Source organism: Fibrella rubiginis, assembly GCF_017353185.1.
GTDB classification, from domain to species: Bacteria; Bacteroidota; Bacteroidia; order Cytophagales; family Spirosomataceae; genus Fibrella; species Fibrella rubiginis.
Map to the genome: position 1 here is coordinate 90,129 of NZ_JAFMYV010000017.1, position 18,695 is coordinate 108,823.

Consider the following 18,695-nt stretch of genomic DNA (forward strand, 5'->3'; position numbering starts at 1 on the left):
GCTGTACTTATGCATCTCATCTATCGCCAATTACTGTTGTTGTTGCTTAGTCTTTTGGGGCTGTCGGCTTGTCAGGAAAAACCACTGTTCGAACGGCTGGATGCTACCGATACAGGTATTCATTTCGCCAACACAATTGCCGAAAATGACACCCTCAACGTGCTCGATTTTGAATATATCTACAACGGCGGTGGCGTAGCTGTGGGCGACGTAGACAATGATGGCAAACCCGACGTTTTTTTTACCGGCAACCAGGTATCGAGTCGGCTGTATCTAAATAAGTCCCAAACTGGCGGGGCCGACACTACAGATCAGAATCGTGGCGACGAACCGTTGCGTTTCTTAGATATCACCGAGGCAGCGGGGGTGCGTACCAAGCTCTGGTGTACGGGCGTAAGTATGGTTGATATTAACGCTGACGGCTGGCTCGATATTTACGTCTGCACCATCAGCCCGAAACGGGGGCAAACAGCACCTAATCTGTTTTTTATCAATCAGGGGAAAGACGCGTCCGGGCAGGTGCATTTCCGCGAAATGGCGCACGAAATGGGCCTCGACGACCGCGGTTACAGTACACAGGCCGCCTTTTTCGATTATGACCGCGATGGTGATCTGGACTGCTACCTGCTCACCAATGCCCTGGAAGCCTATAACCGGAATCAGCCCCGTGGTTCCGTCCGCGATGGCAGCGGGAAAAGCACAGATCGGTTATATAGAAACGAAGGAGGAAGGCAGGAGGGGAAGAACGGAGAACAGGAGGTAAAAACTGCCACTCAAATGGCTGATCAACCACGCGATCCTTCCTCCCATTCTCCATCCTCCTTTCTGCCTTCTTTTAAAGATGTTTCGCATGAGGCAGGGATTACTATTGAGGGATGGGGGCTGGGCGTGGCCATTGCCGACATTAACCGCGATGGCTGGCCCGATGTCTATTGCGCCAACGATTTTCAGAGCAACGATCTGCTTTGGATTAATAACCAGGACGGCACATTCACCAATCGCTACGCCGAGTATATCAAACACGGCAGCTATAATGCCATGGGCGTAGACGTAGCTGACCTGAACAACGATGGACGGCTGGACCTGATGACCCTGGACATGATGCCCGAAGATAACCGGCGGCAAAAATCAATGTTTGGCACCCATAACCCCGACCGGTTTCAGATGGGTCTAGACCGGGGCTATGCGCCGCAGTATGTACGTAACGCCCTGCAACTCAATCAGGGGCCTGACAGCAGGGGGCACACCTCATTCAGCGAAGTGGGGCAGCTGGCTGGCGTCTACTGCACCGACTGGAGTTGGAGTACGCTCATGGCCGATTTCGACAACGACGGGCACCGTGACATTTTTATCACCAACGGCTATCCAAAAGACATTACCGACCTTGATTTCGTGGCCTATAACAGCCAGTACAAAACGTCGTATTTCAACACCGATTCGGAAACGGATAAGGAAACGAGAGAAAAAATGACGGAACTGATTGGGGTGAAAAAATCAAATTTTATGTTTCGCAATACAGGCAAAAATTCGTCGGAACCACCTGTTTTTGAAGATATTACCCAAGCATGGGGCTTAAACATTCCCTCTTTCTCCAACGGTGCCGCCTACGCCGATTTCGATGGTGATGGCGATCTGGATATTGTGGTTAATAATATCGATGATGAGGCGTTTGTGTACCAAAACAAGGCTTCTGAGAAAAGAAAATCCGGGAGTGAGGCCAAAGAGCAGGGGCATTACCTGCGGCTAAATTTGGTAGGGGAGGGGCTGAATTCTGCCGCATTGGGTGCCAGCGTAGAACTGACGTTTGGTCAGCAAAAACAGGCCATCGACAACTCACCGTATCGGGGATATAAATCGACCGTTGAGCCTACGCTGCACATTGGTCTGGGGGCGGCCCGGCAGGTCGACACGCTGACCGTGCGCTGGCTGAACGGATATGTCACGCAACTCACCAACGTGCGTGCCGATCAGGTGCTGACCCTTCGTCAGGCCGATGCTAAAACCAAATACACGCCCCAATCGGCCTTGGTTGGTTCGTTTGGCTTGTTTACGGAGCTAACCGGGCCGGCCAACCCGTTGCCGTTTGTGCAGGAAGAAAACAATTTTGTCGATTTTAAAGAGCAGGTGCTGCTACCGCATCGGCTGTCGCAGGGTGGGCCGGCGCTAGCCGTGGGTGATGTTGACGGCAACGGCACCGACGACGTATTTGTGGGTGGCGCAGCGCACAAAACAAGTGGGCTGTTTCGGCAGCTTCAGCCCGGTAAATTCACGTCGACAACCCTGACGGGTACGGGTGTGCGCAAGTTTGCGGAAGATATGGGCGCGCTGTTTTTCGACGCCGATAACGATGGTCAGCTGGACCTCTACGTGGTGAGTGGCGGCAATGAATATCCCGCCGATAACATTGCTTATCAGGATCGGCTGTATCATAACCGGGGCCGGGGGCAACTCCAGCCCGATAGCGCAGCCCTGCCCAACACACGGGGCAGTGGGTCGTGTGTCGTGGCCGCCGATTATGACCGCGACGGTGATCTGGACCTCTTCGTAGGCGGGCGAACAACGCCCCGTAAATACCCACTGCCGGGCCGCAGCTACCTGCTACGCAACGATAGCAAGCCCGGCCATCCCCGCTTTACCGACGTTACGGACCAGGTAGCACCCGGTCTGGCCAACTGCGGCATGGTCACGGCTGCCCTCTGGACAGATACCAACAACGATACCCACCCCGATTTGCTGCTGGTAGGCGAGTGGATGGCCCCTACGTTGTTCGAGAATCGAAACAACCGGTTGAAACGGGTAGACTCTGCCTTAACAACACAGGTTGGCTGGTGGAATAGCCTCGTGGGAGGCGATTTTGATAATGATGGCGACATCGACTACGTGGCAGGTAACCTGGGAAAAAACAGCCGGTTTCAGGCATCGGCGGCGGAACCTGTGTCCATATACGCCAAGGATTACGACCAGAATAATACCCTCGACCCAGTCATGTGCCTGTATATACAGGGCAAGTGCTACCCCACTCACCCGCGCGACCAATTGGCTGAGCAGGTGCCGGGTCTGAAAAAACGCTTCCCCACCTACGCCGACTACGGCAACATGACCTTCGACAAGGTACTGACGGACGAGGAACGCGCTGGTGCTTATGTGGTGAACGCTACCAACCTGACAAGTAGCTACATTGAAAACCGGGGAAACAATCAGTTTGCCATTCGACCACTGCCAGCGATGGCACAGATTACCACCGTGCAGGGAATATTGGTGGGCGATTACAACACCGACGGGCAACTGGACGTACTCCTGGTGGGTAACGCCTACGATACTGATACGCAGGTAGGCCGCTACGATGCGGGGAAAGGCCTGTTGTTGTGTGGCAACGGAAAAGGTGGATTTAGGCCCCAGACGATGTTGCAAAGCGGTTTTTGCGCTGACCGTAATGCCCGAAGTCTGGTTGAAGTTGCCACCTCACCGGGGCAATCGTTACTACTGGTGGGTAACAATAGCGATACGCTGCAAACATTTCGCCGGCGAACCGCTATCTCACTTAAGCACCCATCTCTACTGCCTCACCCTGATGATTTTATAGCGTTGATTCCGTTGCCCGGGGGCAAATTTCGGCGGCAGGAATTGTATTATGGCTCAGGCTACCTCTCCCAAACGTCACGCACCGCGCAAACAGTACCTGTTGGTACCACTTATGTCAATTTTAGGGGGCAACGGCGGCAGTAAGCTGTCAGTTTTGGTACAGAATTTGATCAGACCATAACTAACCATTCGGCTTTCCGATCCCCCACTCTGAGATGAAAACTGTATTACTTCCTCTTCTGACCATCGCGGCGTTTGTTGCATCGTTTATCACCGTCTCGTGTTGCGCTGTATTTATCGGCGGCATGGCTGTTTATGCCATGTCCCGCAAGCTCATGGGCCTGTCAGTCCCCACCGCGTAAGGTTTCTTTACCCACAATAGCAGTCCGCGTCCGTACCGGCGAAACCAAGAAGAAGCCGACGGCGGCTGGTCCGGTGGCGTTGGTGTTGCGAATGTTGCTGGGCACGTTGGCGGGCGGGGTGGCAAATAAACCCGCGTTCTGCAACTGCGACCGCAGCAATTCCCAGAACAAATAACCCTCGGCTGTCAGGGTGCGCATTTCCACGCGCATGGTATCGTTCAAGGCAAATAACTTCTCAGGGTTCAGCGACTGCCGAATAGGCCGGATAAACATAAGCCCGTCGGTGTTGGCGCTCCCCCGGAAGGCCCCGTCGTAGGCCAGGCTAATGTCCTGCGGGCGGTTTTGCAGCACACCGTTCCGGTAGTAGCGCATGTAGTAGTAATCGACCGCACCGGCTGGATCTGTGGCATAGAATTCACTCCGATAGCCTTCTTCTTTCGAAACGGGCGTAATCGTCTTCTTCCTGAAAATCAACGAGTCGATACTCGTTGTGCGGGGCATCTGTGCCGCCGACACGTAGCTATTGCCCTGATACTGAATACCCAGCGTATAGGTTCGGCCAATGATACCCAGCCGCGTAGTGTCGCGCAGGCTGGACGGCTTCCAGGTATAGATACCATCGTTGTCAGGGTCGGTGAAGGCAAACACGCGGCCGGCATTATCACCTACCACTACGCTGGCGCTGGTGGCAGGGGTGCTGGGCCCGTTGTTGAAATAGTTGGCCGTCTGTACCAGTTTAATGCGCTGCTCGCCGGGTTGGTCGGTAAGCCAGGCATCAACGGCCAGTTGCGTGGGCCCAGAGGCAATGTTGGCGTCGATAATCGTTTCGCAGCTGCTAAGCAGGCACATGCCTACCAGCAGTGTACCCAGCGCGTATGTAATGGAAAAGGAAGTTTTCATACCTGTATGGCAATGTCTGTACTGTTTGTTTACGGCGAACTGGATCTCCGCCAGACAGATTAAAACTTGAAGTTGTAAGTAACCGACGGGATTATTGTGGCGAATACGGAATAGCGTACCGCCTGTGTCTTGGCCAGATTGTCGGGGTTGGGCCGGTAATATTCCGAGAAGGGGTTCTTGCGGGCGTAGGCGTTGTAGACCGAAAACACCCAGCTATCTTCTTTCTTCTTACCAGGCCGCTTGCGACCCTGCAATGTGGCCGCCAGGTCGAGGCGGTGGTAGGGCTGAATGCGGTAATTGTTGCGCACGTTTTCGGCGTTGGTGCCCGCTGCGACTTGCTGAAAATCATATCGGTTGGTGAAGAACGTGGCGGGCGTGCCCGTGGCAAATACAAACGTAGCCGAATAGCTCCAGCGCGACCGTGACCCATCGGGGCGGGCCTGCGGGTCATACAGGAGCACGGCGTTGAGCGTATGCCGTTTGTCGAAACGGGTTGGATACCAGCGGTTTGTGTTGACGCCCTCTACCAGCCGTTCGGTTCTGGCAAGGGTGTAGCTGAGCCATCCATTTACCGCACCCTTGTTCTTTTTCAGGTAAAATTCGGCTCCGTAGGCCCGGCCTTTGCCCACCAGCAGGTCGCCTTCCAGGTATTTGTTCAGCACCAGGTTGGCCCGGTCAATGTAGTCGATCTGGTTTTGCAACGATTTGTAATACACCTCTACCGAGGCCTCATACATATTGCCGTCGCCCCCACCGAAGTTCTTGAAATAGCCCCCCGCTACCTGATCGGCCAGTTGCGGAGCTACGTTGTTAGTCGACGGGGTCCAGACGTCGAGGGGGGTAGAGGCAGTTGTGTTTGAGAGCAGGTGCACGTATTGCGCCAGCCGGTTGTAGCTCAGCTTAATTGAACTGCTGGGCGAGAGGTCATATTTCAGGGCGAAACGGGGTTCCAGGTTGCCGTAGGTCTTGATCACATCGCCCGGACCGTAAGTCTGTGTGTTCAGCAGGGGCCGCGTGCGCAGGCCGGGCGTTTCAGCGGTACCGAATGTATACACCTCGCCGGGGCCGAGGTACTGATAGAACGAGTAGCGCAACCCGTACTGCAACTGAATCCGGGCCGACGCCTGCTGCTCGTTACCCACGTAAAGCGAGCTCTCCAGGGCATATTTGCTGTTCAGGCCGAAGGTGCGGATGGTGCCTGCGCTGGCAGCGGTGGCCGTGCCGGGCTGAAAATCATAGAGCAACGCCTGCCCGCCAAACGTGACCGTGTTCTTATTCAGAAACAAGGTGAAGTCAGGCTTGATGCTGTAGTTGACGATCTTGGCGTTGGTGCGGAAATAATCGCCGGTGTTTTCGGGTTTACGACGCAGGTCAGAATCCAGCGAGTAGTCGTAGTTACTGTAGAAGGCCGTGGTATTCAGGAACAGCTTGTTGTTGAACACTTTATTCCACCGTAGCGAGGTAGTGGCATTGCCCCAGTTGAACCCAAAGTCGGCACCAAACACATCGCGCCCAAAATAACCCGACAAAAAGATAGTATTCTTCTCGTTGAGCCGGACGTTCGCTTTGGCCGTGAGGTCATAGAAATAAAACTGCGACCCCTTCAGGTTGCCCGTCAGGAAGGGCTGCGCCAGCACGTCGGCATAGGACCGCCGCCCGGCAATAATAAACGATCCCTTGCCTTTAAATAGCGGGCGTTCATACGATAAACGACTGAATATCAAGCCTATGCCGCCATTGATTTCAGGCTTTTTGGCGTTACCTTCTTTCAGCCTGACATCCAGTATTGAGGCAATTCGTCCGCCATAGAGAGCCGGAATACCACCTTTCACCAGCTTCACATCCTTCACCGCGTCGGGGTTGAAGATGGAAAAGAAGCCAAACAGGTGCGATGAGTTATAGACGGGTGCTTCGTCGAGCAGGACCAGGTTCTGATCAATACTTCCCCCGCGGACGTTGAAACCCGTGGCTCCCTCACCCACCGTACTCACACCCGGCAGCAACTGAATGCTTCGCACCACATCAACTTCGCCCAGCAGGGCCGGAATGCGCTGAATGGTCTTGATACCCACCCGGTTCACACTCATTTCAATGTTTTTGACGTTATCATCTTCGCGGCGGGCAGCTACCACAAGTTCCTGCAGATCGCGACCTTCTTCGGCCAGTTCCACGTCCAGCCGGATGTCCTTGTCGGTTAGTTCTACCGTACGGCTTTGGCGTTTGTAGCCTACGTAGGTAACCACGAATGTGTAGGTGCCTTTGGGCAGCGTGACGGAGTAAAAGCCATAGCTGTTGGTTACGGCCCCGGTACCGGTTTCTTTGCTATAGACCGACACGCCAATGAGGCCTTCGGCGTTGGCGACGTCTTTCACGTAGCCGCTCACCGTCAGTTTGTCTTGGGCCACCGCCATAAGGGCAAAAAGGCCCAGAAAGCAGGTGAGCAGGGTGGTTTGTACGCGTTGTTTCATGGTGGTCAATGGGCCCGTTAAGTCAGGTTGCTTCCTGGAGGGGCACGTTATTTGTTACTATAAAACAAAAGTGTAGTCCGATGTTTTGGCTTTACTGTTAAATTAGACAAAAGCCCGAAAACAGGGGTTAAACGGTCCAAAGTGTAGTACATATCCAACTTCTAGCATGCGTCGGCTCCTATTTATTTCGCTCTGTTTGCTGAGTTTATCCACTCAGGCACAATCGCTCCTTTGGCGAATTTCGGGTAATGGACTGGCTAAGCCGTCGTACTTATTTGGTACCTACCATATCCTGCGTGATAGCTATTTGAAAGGGGACTCGTTAACCCGCGCTCACTTCGAGCAGGCCGAAGGCGTAGTGGTCGAGATGGTATTTGATACCACCGAACGGGCCAAGGTGATACAGTTCAGTACCATGCCCGACAATAACCTGATCCGCCTCATCAATGCCAACGATTATAAACTTGTAGCCGACGAGTTCAACGCTGTAACGGGGCAGGAACTGTCTTTCTATAACCAGATTAAGCCCGTCATTATTGCCACGGCGCTCAGCACCGCCTACGCCCGCCGCGAGTCTGACACACTGACTCGTTTCACGGGCCAGCCCATCGACCTTTTCTTTGTACGGCAAACGCAGGCAGCCAAAAAACCCCTGCTGGGCCTGGAAACGCTGGAAGAGCAACTCAAACTGCTCTACGACCGTCAGCCGGTTGAACAGCAGGCCAACCAACTGGTACAGATGGTAAAGCACCATAACGAGACTACAACCCGCAAAGGCCCCGGCCTGACAGACATGTACCTGAAAGCCAACCTCGACGGGATGTGGGATTTGTTCCAGCGCGAAAGCGATAGCCCCGCCGACTTATACAAACTGGTTGATGATCGTAATGTGCGTTGGATGAGTCAGTTACGTACGATTATGGCTGTGCGCTCAACGTTCATAGCCGTCGGCGCAGGCCACCTTCCTGGCCCCAATGGCCTTCTGAAACTCCTCCGCGAAGCAGGCTACACCGTAGAAGCCATTCGCAACAAAGAAGCCGAACCTGACCTAGCGAGAGTGAAGTAATGATAAATGGTGAATGGTGAGTGACGAATTTATCATTACCCCTTATCCTGTTTCTCTATCTCCCGAATAAGTCGTTTCGCTTCTTTATCGTCTTTCTCCGGAAACGTTACGGGCAGCGATTCGAGGATCTCGGTCATGATGGTGGCAATAATAAGCTGCTGGTTGTCACGGTCGTCGCTGGGAATTACGTACCAGGGTGCCAGAGGGGTGGCTGTGGCATTGATTGCCTCTTCGTAGGCCTGCATGTAGGCGGGCCATTCCTGGCGCTCCTTCAAGTCATTATCACTTAGTTTCCACTGCTTTTCGTCGTCTTTTAATCTGGCGATCAGCCGATTACCCTGCTCTTTTTTGGCTACGTGCAAATAAAACTTCACCACCCGGAAACCGTTGCGGTGCAGGTAAAACTCAAAATTGGCAATGTCGGTGTACCGTTCTTTCCAGAGCCTGGGTAAGTTTTCGATAAACTCGTCAGGGATGTTGGTGTCTTCGGCCAGCCGCTCCGGGTGCACTTTCATGGCTAGTACCTCTTCGTAATACGTCCGGTTAAAAATGCCGATAATACCCCGTTCGGGTAGCTTGTGCCAAAACCGCCAGAGGTAATCATGTGCCAGGTCTTCTTTAGTGGGCTTGGTAAACGACGCCACCCGAAACCGCGACGGATTCACGCCTTTGAATACATGCCTGATGCTGCTGTCTTTACCGGCTGCGTCCATGGCTTGAAACAGCACCACCAGGCCGTATTTCTCATGCGCATGCATCTGATTCTGAGCCTGATCCATGCGTTCACTCAGTACGTCGAGCTGTTGACCACGGTCGGCTTCGTCGGTATAAAACGGCTCAACAAGCGTGGGTGTTTCCTTAACCGAATAGGGTTTTTTTCCGTCGAAACGGAAGTGGGCAGTCTGTAGTTTTTTCATGCGTTGAATACGGCTGCCTTACCGGAAACCACCCCGTTGTGGTGTCCGATGCTACAACGTACTCAACGAGCATGCCCTGAGACAAGTTTGAGCAAGCTTGTTAAACTACTGTTAATCAAGTCGGCGAGGTTATTCTTCCAGCTTCGGAATAAGTTTTTGCAGGGCGGCAAACCGGACCGGATCGGGCTTTTGCTCGTCTATGTCCATCTTCTTCAACTCTTCAATCAGGATGCAGCCTACGATCAGGCGCATGTTCTTCTTGTCGTCGCCGGGGATTACGTACCAGGGTGCATTCTTGGAGGCTGTTTCGTTCACGGCGTCTTCAAAAGCATCCTGGTAGTCGCTCCAGAAATCACGTTCGTCTACGTCGGCTTCCTGGAATTTCCAGTTCTTTTCAGGGTCTTTGATTCGGTCGATCAGGCGCTTGGCCTGCTCTTTTTTCGAGACGTTCAGAAAGAATTTGACCGTAGGGAATCCATTGCGGGCCAGGTGCTTTTCCATTGCTACGATAGCCTCGTATCGGTGCTTCCATACCTTATCCAGGTCTTTGGTCAGCTCAGCAGGAATGCGTTGTGATTTGGTCAGAATCTCCGGATGCACTTTCACCACGATCACTTCTTCGTAATACGACCGGTTGAAAATGCCGATGGTACCGCGTTCGGGCAGGTTCAGGTATGTGCGCCAGAGCCAGTCGTGGTCCAGCTCTTCGTCGGTGGGTCGTTTGAAGGAGCACACGCGCAGGCCCATTGGGTTGGTGCCCGTAAATACGTGCTGGATGGTGCTGTCTTTGCCTCCCGCGTCCATAGCCTGGAAAATAGTCAGCAGCCCATATTTGTTATGGGCATACATCCGGTTCTGAAGCTTATCTATTTCGGCAGCCTGCTCGGCCAGCTTGGTAGCGTAGTCGGCATCGTCGGTGTACCAGTCGTCGATTTTGGTGTCCGCTTTTTTGGCGGAAAACGTCGAGGAACCGTCGTAGCGGAAGGTGTCAGTTTTGAAGGGTTTCATCGGAATTGGGAGGGCTGGAGAGGCCAGCTATAGGGTAAACTTATACCAATTAGCCGATGTTAACCAAATAGCGATCAATCCAGCAAAATCATACCGCATGAACACCCAAGCAGCAACAGTAAATAGCCCAGCGGGCACAGTAACAGAAAAAGCAACGTTCGGCACCGGCTGTTTCTGGTGTACAGAGGCCTTGTTTGAAACCCTCGACGGTGTATATGATGCCGTGTCGGGCTACGAAGGTGGCCATGTTGCAAACCCTTCCTACAAAGACGTCTGTAATGGCAATACGGGCCATGCCGAATGTGTAGAGGTGACGTATGACCCCCGCAAAGTGACCTATGCCGAACTACTGCAGGCTTTTTTCCGCAGCCATGACCCTACTACCCTCAACCGGCAGGGAGCCGACGTGGGCACGCAATACCGGTCGGTGATTTTTTACCATAACGACGAGCAGAAACGCCTCGCCGAAACGGCCAAAGCAGAACTCGACAAATCAGGTGCGTATGACCGGCCTATCGTGACGGAAATTAGTCCCGCCACCACCTTCTACGAGGCCGAGGCCTACCACCAGAGCTATTTCGCCCAAAACCCCGGCCAGGGTTATTGCGCCTTTGTGATTGCCCCCAAGCTGGATAAATTCAAAAAGGTGTTTGCCGAAAAATTGAAGGCATAAGAGAGTTTGTATAGTCATTTAAAAAGGGAGTCCTAAGTCTGGAAAGTCTGTTCTAGGAGTTGTAGATAACACCATGACAGACTTTCCAGGCTTAGGACTCCCTTTTTAAATGACTATACAGCCTTGAAAACCTACACAAACTCATTGCCCCGCTCTTTGGCGTCGGCAACGAATTCTTTCACTTTTTGCTCTTCATCCTTGCGGCAGATCATGAGCACGTTGTCATACTCAGCCACGATGTAGCCGTCTAACCCATTGACAACCACCAGTCTGTCTTTCGGCGTTTTGATAATGCAGTTCTTCGTATCGTAGAGCAAAATATGCCCGTCGATCACGTTCAATTCGTCGCTCTTGTCCGATACCTCATACAGCGATTTCCACGTACCCAGATCTGACCAGCCAAACTCGCTAAGGACTACGTAGACATTACCGGCCTTTTCCATGATGCCGTTATCAATCGACACGCTCTTGCAAAGCGAATAGGCTTTATTGATGAACGCAGACTCTTCATCGGTGTAATAGACCGGTTCACCTTCAGCGAAGATCTCGGCGGTTTCGGGCATGAACTGCGTAAAGGCCTGCTTGATAGCCTGCACGTTCCAGACGAAAATGCCCGCATTCCAGACAAATTCGCCGCTTTCCACAAACTGCCTGGCGAGTTCCAGATGGGGCTTCTCGGTGAATGTCTTCACCTTCTTTACGTCACCTTCGGCATCGGTCAGGTACTGAATGTAGCCATAGCCTGTATCGGGGCGGCTGGGTTTGATGCCCAGCGTTACCAGCACATTATTGCCTTCGGTAGTGGCCAGGGCTGTACGAATTGTAGCGCGAAAAGCGTCTTCTTTCAGAATAATATGGTCGGCGGGAGCCACCACAATGTTGGCTTCGGGATCGCGCTGCGCAATTTTGTAGCAGGCATAGGCAATGCAGGGGGCTGTGTTGCGGGCTACGGGTTCGCAGAGAACCTGATCATCAGCTAATTGCGGCAACTGCTCCTGACAAATCTCTTTGTATTTGCTGCTGGTAACGATATAGATGTTTTCGGGCGGACAGATTCCGTCGAACCGGTCGGCGGTTTGCTGAAGCAGTGTGCGGCCGGTGCCCAGCACATCATGAAACTGTTTGGGGTAGTTGCTGCGACTAAACGGCCAAAAGCGCGTACCGACGCCTCCGGCCATAATGATGATGTATGTATGATTCATGCTTGACAATGCTTACCGCAAAAGTAAGGTAAAGGTTTTTGGCGGGGGCAGAATCTTAGTTAAATGGTTCACAATGAACAGATGTCGGCTTAAACATGACGGGTTTTGCATCATATACGTAGGTACCATCAATTTTAACACCTGATTTAAAGGGTTGATAGTGAAAGATTTAGCTGATTTTGATCTAATAAGAATTTTGTTGATTCTAATATTAAATTGTACCAAACTAACATAGTCTGTAGTTTTATTGCCTGAAAACACGTTTGTAACCATTCATTTACTTTTCCTATGTTGAGACTCCTACGTCACCGTATCTTATTCACTGGCCTGTTTTTGCTGCTCACGGTAGCAGCCTGGGCCCAAACCAGAGTGTCGGGCCGGGTTACCGATGCCGGCGGACAGCCGCTGCCCGGGGTGAGCCTTACCGTAAAAGGCAAAGTGTCTGGTACTATTACCGACACCAAAGGCAACTTCAACCTGTCGACGAATACACCACCGCCGTTCACGCTGATCGTAACGTCGGTAGGTTTCAAGACCGAGCAGATTAACGTAACCGGCAGCAGTTCAACAATGGACGTGAAGCTGGACGAGCAGGCACTGCTGGGACAGGAAGTGGTTGTAGCAGCCTCGCGGGTAGAAGAGAGCGTCATGAAATCGCCGGTGGCGGTGGAAAAGATGGACCTCCGTGCCATCCGCGAAACCCCCGCTGCTAACTTTTACGACGGACTGGCTAACCTGAAAGGCGTTGACATTGCCACGCAGGGGCTGTTATTCAAGTCGATCAACCTGCGTGGTTTTGGTGCCACGGGTAACCCCCGCACCGTGCAGATGATTGACGGTATGGATAACTCGGCCCCCGGCCTCAATTTCCCCGTCGACAACATTGTGGGTATGCCCGAACTGGACGTAGAGAGCGTAGAGATTTTGCCTGGCGCAGCTTCGGCCCTATACGGTCCCAACGCCATTAATGGCCTGGTGCTGATGAACAGCAAAAGTCCATTTCTTTACCAGGGACTGAGCGCCAACGCCCGCACGGGTATCATGAGCGCTGACAACCGCGCCAACGCTAACACCGGTTTCTATGACGGGTCTATCCGTTACGCCAAGGCATTCAACAACAAGTTTGCCTTCAAACTGAACCTGTCGTACATCAAAGCCGACGACTGGCAGGCTACTAACTATAATAATTTGAACGTGAGTGGCCCACAGACGGGTGTCAACGATCCGGCACGCGGCTTGGGCGTAGCACCCAACTATGACGGCGTAAACGTGTATGGTGACGAAGCACAAGCCAACATTCAGACCGTAGCTAACACACTGATTGGTCTTGGTCGGCTACCTGCTGCCGCTGGTGCCTTTTTCACCAGCCGGAACGTAAGCCGCACGGGCTTCAAAGAAGTTGACATGGTCGACTATAACACCAAGAGCTTTAAATTCAACGGAGCCGTTCACTACCGCGTTACGGAGAAAGCCGAACTGGTTGCTCAGTTGAACTACGGCTCGGGAACCACCGTCTACACAGGAAATGGCCGGTATTCACTGCGGGATTTCAACCTGACGCAGGCCAAGATTGAACTGAAAGGCAGCAATTACGTATTGCGGGGCTACACCACGCAGGAGCGGTCGGGTAAATCCTATACCGCGGGCCTCACCAGCATCTTTATGAACGAGGCCATCAAGCCAAGTTCGCAGTGGTTTGGTGAGTTTGCGGGGGCGTTTGCTCAGGCTCGTGGTGCTGGGCAATCTGAAGACCAGGCATTTGTTACGGCCCGCACGTTTGCCGACAATAATCCTTTTGCGACCGGATTCAACGGCGGGGTACGTCCACAGCCGGGTACGGCGGCCTACCAAACATTGCTGGATATTTACCGCGATAAGCCCATTTCGCAGGGTGGTGGCGGTTTCCTCGACAAGTCGAATCTGTATCATATAGAAGGCGTTTACAACTTCAAAGATCAGATCAAGTTTGCCGACGTACTGGTTGGGGCCAACTACCGGCAATACCAGCTTGGCTCAGAGGGTACGCTCTTTGCCGATCAGGTCGAAAACCGCAACGGCACAATCGCCATCAATGAATACGGTGCGTTTGGTCAGGTAAGCAAGAGCTTCCTCAACAACCACCTGAAACTGAGTGGTTCGCTACGCTACGATAAAAATCAGAACTTCGACGGTCAGTTTACTCCTCGCCTGTCGGCTGTGACTACGTTTGGCGAGCACAATATTCGCCTCTCGTACCAGACTGGTTTCCGAATTCCAACTACGCAGAACCAGTACATCGACCTGCTGGTACCAAACGCGCGCCTGATTGGTGGCCTGCCTGAGTTTTATGACCGCTACAAGCTAAGCAACTCGTATTCACTGGCTAACGTACAGGCAGTAGGTGCGGCCATCACGGCGAGCGCAACGAACAAGGCCTTCCAGGATCAGGTAATTGCGGCACTTACGGCACAGGTATTGCCGCAGGTGCAAGCTGCTGTTACGGCTGCCGTGACAGCTAAAGTGCAGGCTGCTGTAGCTGCCGGGCAGATACCCGCCTCCGGTGCCGCCGCCGCTATTGCCGCGGGTGTAGCTGCCGCATTACCCGACGAGGTGGGCAAAGTCGTTAAGGCTAACGCAAACGCTGCCATTCAGGGGGCTGCTATTGCGGCCAACTACGGCGCGCTGATTCCTTATCAGCCCAAGAAATTCAAGCCTGAACGCGTAGCCAACTACGAAATTGGCTACCGGGGCGTGATCGGCAAGAAGCTCTATGTTGACGGCTACTACTACTACAGCGTCTATACCGATTTCATTGGTGGCGCGGTTGTGTTGCAGCCAAAGGCGTCGGTAGCGCCGGGTTTGCTGGATGAGAAAAGCGGCGTATTCAGCGGTAACACGCGGCAAGCTTACTCATTACCTGCCAACAGCAGCCAGGACATCACAGCGTCGGGTTGGGCATTGGGTTTAAATTATGCCCTTGCCCGTGGTTATGTAGTGAGTGCCAACATCGCCAACAATACCCTGAACGGCTTTACCAAATCAGATGAACTGCAGTATGCCAGCTTCAACACGCCGAAATACCGGTATAACCTGACCTTTACCAAGCGGGCCACCAACGACTCGAAAATTGGCTTTAGTGCCAACTTGAAACATCAGGACGAATTTATCTGGGAATCAGGCTTTGTGCAGCCGTCAGAAACGGGTATTCCATTCTTCTCGAACACCACGGTACCAGCAATCAACAACCTTGATGCGCAAATCAATTACAAACTGTCGAGCATGAAATCGGTGATCAAAGTGGGTGGAACTAACTTGTTTGGCACCCCTTACATCCAGGCTTACGGCAACCCAAGCATCGGGTCAATGTATTACGTGGGCATCACCTTCGACCAACTGTCGCAGTAGTAGTCTATAGATGACCTGTTCTAAAAAGGGAAGTCCTAATCAGGGCTTCCCTTTATTGTATCTTCGCTAAAGGACACAGCAGTGGCGCAGTTTGTGTGGCGGTTCAATATATGATAAAACATTACTTATTTCATTTTCTTTATTGGCTTACCAAAAACAGGCTGTTGCTGCTGTTGCTGGCCTTGTATCAGCCGGCAGGGGCACAAACTGGTACCACGCTGCCCAACTTCCCCTGGGTGGCTACACTCCCTGCTGAACCGCTGGCTATTGCCGCCGACGGCCCCCGCGGTGCCTACATACTTCTGCGGGGCAATACACTTCTTCAACTAGACACTAAAGGGAAAGAACGCTGGCGGCAAACGCTCACGGGCTGGCCTACCGTACAGCGCATCACCACCGACGGCGCTGGCAGGCTGGTGGTGGCCGGGTCATTCACTGGGCAGTTTACTGTAGCCGACTCAACGTACCAACTGGAAGAGCCAACACACCGTAGCACGTTTATTGCCCAGTTCGACAGTACACACGCCCGCCGCTGGGTCACTTATGTGCTGACTCGCGCCGGACGGTTGGGACAATCTACCAGCATGGCCACTGATGGCTCAGGCGCGGTGTTTATATATGGCCGGGAAGATGAGCGCAGTGTTCCTTTAATAGCCCGGTTCGACGCCGATGGCCGGTTTATTGACGCTCAAACCTATGGTGCTCCCACTATTCCACCGCCCGACCCCGGCACGGTAGTAGCCGATGCCAGCGGTCATGCCCGCTTCTCGATGGCCGAACGGTCTACGCGCTCAACTTATGGTCTGCTGGCTGCAACCACCGACGATACCTTACGCTGGCAGACATACCTGCACACGGCTTTGGGCGCCGACGCAGCCAAACGATACGACACTGAACCTATCGACCTGGCCCTCGACAGGCAGAATAATGCCGTGGTGCTGGCCAACTATGCTCTTCGTGACCGGCTTTCGAATGGAACGCTGGAAACAGGTCAACTGCTGCTCCGCTACAACAACGACGGGCAAAATCAATGGGTAAAAACGGGCGTCACCCGGACTGACTCGGCCACTGGCAGTAGGCTGATGGTCGACCCCGCGGGGGCGTTTGTGGTGGCGGGCGGCTACGATGGTCCGTTTGATCCAGTAACCAGTGTATATGGTTCTGCTGACTACCTGAGCCTGGCGGGCTACGCCCCAACGGGCCAGATTCGCTGGACGTATCGCCTCAATGCCACCAACGGAAACGACCGCCTGACGAGTGTTGCCCGCGCCGAAAATGGTTCGCTGCTGTTGCTGGGAAAAACAACCGGCACGCTGCCGCTTGAATCAACTACGCTGACGGCTTCGTCTACTACGCCCGCCTATTATCTGGCTAATCTGCAACCCTTCCAACTACGCCCATCGGCTGGGTCAGTTACGCTCTGCGCGGGTAGTACGGCTACGCTAAAGGGTACCTACCGGGGCTATTTTGAACAGGCACCTGTCTTGCAGCTGTCGGATAACCAGGGGAATTTCGACAAAGCGCAGCCTGTTTCCAGCGTGCCCATTGGTGTGCCGGGCAACCTGTTTTCGGTGGCTGATTTTGCGCTGAGTATTCCATTGGCAGCAACCACAACTCCCGGTACGGGCTACCGACTACGAGCAATATCACCTCTGCCTGTATACATGGGTGATCCTGTTTCAGTAACGGTTGCTGTGGCTCCTCCTGCGCCCCGCATTACTCAAACCGGCGATGAACTGGGCCTTAGTGGCACTGCTACGGCGGGGCTAACCTACCAGTGGTATAGCAACAACCAGGTGCCTGTGGCGGGGGCCACCGGGCCTACGTTCCGGCCTACTACTGCGGGAGCCTACTATGTGGTAGCCACGGCCAATGGCTGCGGATCGGTGCCTTCTGAAGCGCTTAATTTCGTTATCACCGCCAGCGAACCCACGCCCACGATTACTGTCTACCCCAACCCCGCTGCACAACAGCTGTGGGTTCGCTGGCCCTTTTCGGCGAACACGCCCCAAACGGGTCTGCTGCGTCTCACAAACCTGATTGGACAGACTATGCGCCAGGTCACGCGTACGGGCGAACTAACCGGTATACCCTTAAACGACCTCGCCGCTGGTCTGTACCTGCTATCAATACAAGCCGATGGACAACCTGCGGAGATACACAAGGTGTGGGTGAAGTAGGGGTTCAACGTTAAATCCCCTCAAGGCATCCCCAACACAAGGTTGATGATCTGCTTCCGGTCGCGGGTCATCAGCACGATTCTCTGACTGTCGAAATAGGTCAGCCGGTAGCGGCCAGGGACTAGTTCAGAGCCGCTCATGGTTACAAACACTTGACCATTTTCGTCGGCTATGCTGTCGATATGAGCTACGGTGCTGCCGGGTGTTTTGCTAATTTCCGTGCTGTTGTTGCCCAGGCGCTGTATTTCTTTTAAATAAAAATCGCGGCCCGAACCGATCTGACTCATAAAACCGGCGTAGGCTGGACGGCGGTTGCTGTAGGCAATGCCCGACAAAAACGTCTCGGTGCTCCGGGCCGACTGAAACCGTGAGCCGTAAAGGTTGCCGTTGGTAGCCTGGTCGGTCAGAAAAACCACGTTGCCGCCCAGCATAGCTGTCTCCATCCGCAACTTATCAAACGCCCGGTTCTTGACCTTGTTCACGTTCGAGAACTCGGTGGTACCCTTGGCTTTTGCGTTGACGTCTTCAAGCTTATAAAGGCCTTTCACTTCCGATTCCAGCTTTGAGATCATTACTTTTTCCCAATCGTCGCCCCCGTTAACCGGGTTCAAGGTCAATGCCTCCGCGAATGACTGTACCCGCCCCGACTTATACCTAACCCGGTATACCGAATTTTTAAAGACGGTGTTAATCACGTCTTCATTTGGGTACGTGTAACGAATACCGGTTTCGGTAATCTCTTTGACATTGACGGCCAACGTGCCTTCGTTGGTGTAAACAGAGTCGACCGCAGCTGACTGAGCATTGGCCACATTGGATAGCAGAGCCGCTCCCAGCAAAAGAGGGGCGAACCGGTTGAACGTGATCATGTTTTCGTTGAGGTATGTGCTGATAAAAGTATACTCTCAACGAAATCTAGCTGTTAAATATGCTATAAAAGTGGCCGTTTTTGG

12 protein-coding genes are annotated in these 18,695 nt (G+C 53.3%); 6 read left to right on the forward strand and 6 right to left on the reverse strand.

The window, feature by feature from the left end; all coding sequences use genetic code 11:
* Positions 1-9 precede the first annotated feature (9 nt).
* Positions 10-3,726: a VCBS repeat-containing protein gene (locus tag J2I47_RS24855; RefSeq protein WP_207367327.1), complete on the forward strand. Its 3,717-nt coding sequence runs from the start codon at positions 10-12 to the stop codon at positions 3,724-3,726.
* 71 nt (positions 3,727-3,797) lie between these two features.
* A complete protein-coding gene (locus tag J2I47_RS24860) occupies positions 3,798-3,944 on the forward strand; it encodes a hypothetical protein (protein ID WP_207367328.1) in 147 nt (48 codons plus the stop codon).
* Here J2I47_RS24860 and J2I47_RS24865 read toward each other — a convergent pair.
* Together J2I47_RS24865 and J2I47_RS24870 are read right to left on the reverse strand one after the other, a co-directional pair.
* The gene (locus tag J2I47_RS24865; RefSeq protein ID WP_207367329.1) at positions 3,927-4,844 is read right to left on the reverse strand and encodes a DUF4249 domain-containing protein; all 918 of its coding nucleotides are present in this window, start codon (positions 4,842-4,844) and stop codon (positions 3,927-3,929) included. The genes J2I47_RS24860 and J2I47_RS24865 overlap by 18 nt on opposite strands.
* Positions 4,845-4,903: 59 nt before the next feature.
* Positions 4,904-7,255 carry a TonB-dependent receptor gene (locus J2I47_RS24870; protein ID WP_229374934.1) on the reverse strand — a complete coding sequence of 784 codons (2,352 nt, stop codon included), beginning with the start codon at positions 7,253-7,255 and terminating at the stop codon, positions 4,904-4,906.
* Between the two features lie 223 nt (positions 7,256-7,478).
* Here J2I47_RS24870 and J2I47_RS24875 point away from each other — a divergent pair, with 223 nt between their 5' ends.
* Entirely contained in the window at positions 7,479-8,378 is a 900-nt protein-coding gene (locus J2I47_RS24875; RefSeq protein WP_207367331.1) for a TraB/GumN family protein, read from the forward strand.
* Positions 8,379-8,413: 35 nt separating this feature from the next.
* Here J2I47_RS24875 and J2I47_RS24880 read toward each other — a convergent pair whose 3' ends face one another.
* Together J2I47_RS24880 and J2I47_RS24885 are read right to left on the reverse strand one after the other, a co-directional pair.
* Complete coding sequence (locus J2I47_RS24880; RefSeq protein WP_207367332.1) at positions 8,414-9,295, reverse strand: PPK2 family polyphosphate kinase; 882 nt, start codon at positions 9,293-9,295, stop codon at positions 8,414-8,416.
* Between the two features lie 129 nt (positions 9,296-9,424).
* On the reverse strand, positions 9,425-10,303 hold the full coding sequence (locus J2I47_RS24885) for a PPK2 family polyphosphate kinase (RefSeq protein WP_207367333.1): 879 nt from the start codon (positions 10,301-10,303) through the stop codon (positions 9,425-9,427).
* A 97-nt stretch (positions 10,304-10,400) separates the two neighbouring features.
* On the opposite strand from J2I47_RS24885, the gene msrA reads away from it, so the two are divergent.
* On the forward strand, positions 10,401-10,976 hold the full coding sequence (gene msrA, locus J2I47_RS24890; protein ID WP_207367334.1) for a peptide-methionine (S)-S-oxide reductase MsrA: 576 nt from the start codon (positions 10,401-10,403) through the stop codon (positions 10,974-10,976).
* Between the two features lie 131 nt (positions 10,977-11,107).
* Here msrA and J2I47_RS24895 read toward each other — a convergent pair whose 3' ends face one another.
* A complete protein-coding gene (locus tag J2I47_RS24895; protein WP_207367335.1) occupies positions 11,108-12,178 on the reverse strand; it encodes a mannose-1-phosphate guanylyltransferase in 1,071 nt (356 codons plus the stop codon).
* Between the two features lie 288 nt (positions 12,179-12,466).
* Here J2I47_RS24895 and J2I47_RS24900 point away from each other — a divergent pair, with 288 nt between their 5' ends.
* Positions 12,467-15,562, forward strand: a complete 3,096-nt coding sequence (locus J2I47_RS24900; protein ID WP_207367336.1) for a carboxypeptidase-like regulatory domain-containing protein — start codon at positions 12,467-12,469, stop codon at positions 15,560-15,562.
* Positions 15,563-15,672: 110 nt separating this feature from the next.
* A complete protein-coding gene (locus J2I47_RS24905) occupies positions 15,673-17,742 on the forward strand; it encodes a T9SS type A sorting domain-containing protein (RefSeq protein ID WP_207367337.1) in 2,070 nt (689 codons plus the stop codon).
* Between the two features lie 20 nt (positions 17,743-17,762).
* On the opposite strand, the gene J2I47_RS24910 is transcribed toward J2I47_RS24905, so the two are convergent.
* Positions 17,763-18,611 (reverse strand): hypothetical protein, encoded by an 849-nt coding sequence (locus tag J2I47_RS24910; RefSeq protein ID WP_207367338.1) that lies wholly within the window; start codon positions 18,609-18,611, stop codon positions 17,763-17,765.
* Between the last annotated feature and the right edge of the window lie 84 nt (positions 18,612-18,695).

Excerpts from the sequence above, each read along its gene's own strand:
- J2I47_RS24855 (WP_207367327.1), top strand. The coding sequence starts at position 10 with ATGCATCTCATCTATCGCCAATTACTGTTGTTGTTGCTTAGTCTTTTG.
- J2I47_RS24860 (WP_207367328.1), top strand. The coding sequence starts at position 3,798 with ATGAAAACTGTATTACTTCCTCTTCTGACCATCGCGGCGTTTGTTGCA.
- J2I47_RS24865 (WP_207367329.1), bottom strand. The coding sequence starts at position 4,844 with ATGAAAACTTCCTTTTCCATTACATACGCGCTGGGTACACTGCTGGTA.
- J2I47_RS24870 (WP_229374934.1), bottom strand. The coding sequence starts at position 7,255 with ATGGCGGTGGCCCAAGACAAACTGACGGTGAGCGGCTACGTGAAAGAC.
- J2I47_RS24875 (WP_207367331.1), top strand. The coding sequence starts at position 7,479 with ATGCGTCGGCTCCTATTTATTTCGCTCTGTTTGCTGAGTTTATCCACT.
- J2I47_RS24880 (WP_207367332.1), bottom strand. The coding sequence starts at position 9,295 with ATGAAAAAACTACAGACTGCCCACTTCCGTTTCGACGGAAAAAAACCC.
- J2I47_RS24885 (WP_207367333.1), bottom strand. The coding sequence starts at position 10,303 with ATGAAACCCTTCAAAACTGACACCTTCCGCTACGACGGTTCCTCGACG.
- msrA (WP_207367334.1), top strand. The coding sequence starts at position 10,401 with ATGAACACCCAAGCAGCAACAGTAAATAGCCCAGCGGGCACAGTAACA.
- J2I47_RS24895 (WP_207367335.1), bottom strand. The coding sequence starts at position 12,178 with ATGAATCATACATACATCATCATTATGGCCGGAGGCGTCGGTACGCGC.
- J2I47_RS24900 (WP_207367336.1), top strand. The coding sequence starts at position 12,467 with ATGTTGAGACTCCTACGTCACCGTATCTTATTCACTGGCCTGTTTTTG.
- J2I47_RS24905 (WP_207367337.1), top strand. The coding sequence starts at position 15,673 with ATGATAAAACATTACTTATTTCATTTTCTTTATTGGCTTACCAAAAAC.
- J2I47_RS24910 (WP_207367338.1), bottom strand. The coding sequence starts at position 18,611 with ATGATCACGTTCAACCGGTTCGCCCCTCTTTTGCTGGGAGCGGCTCTG.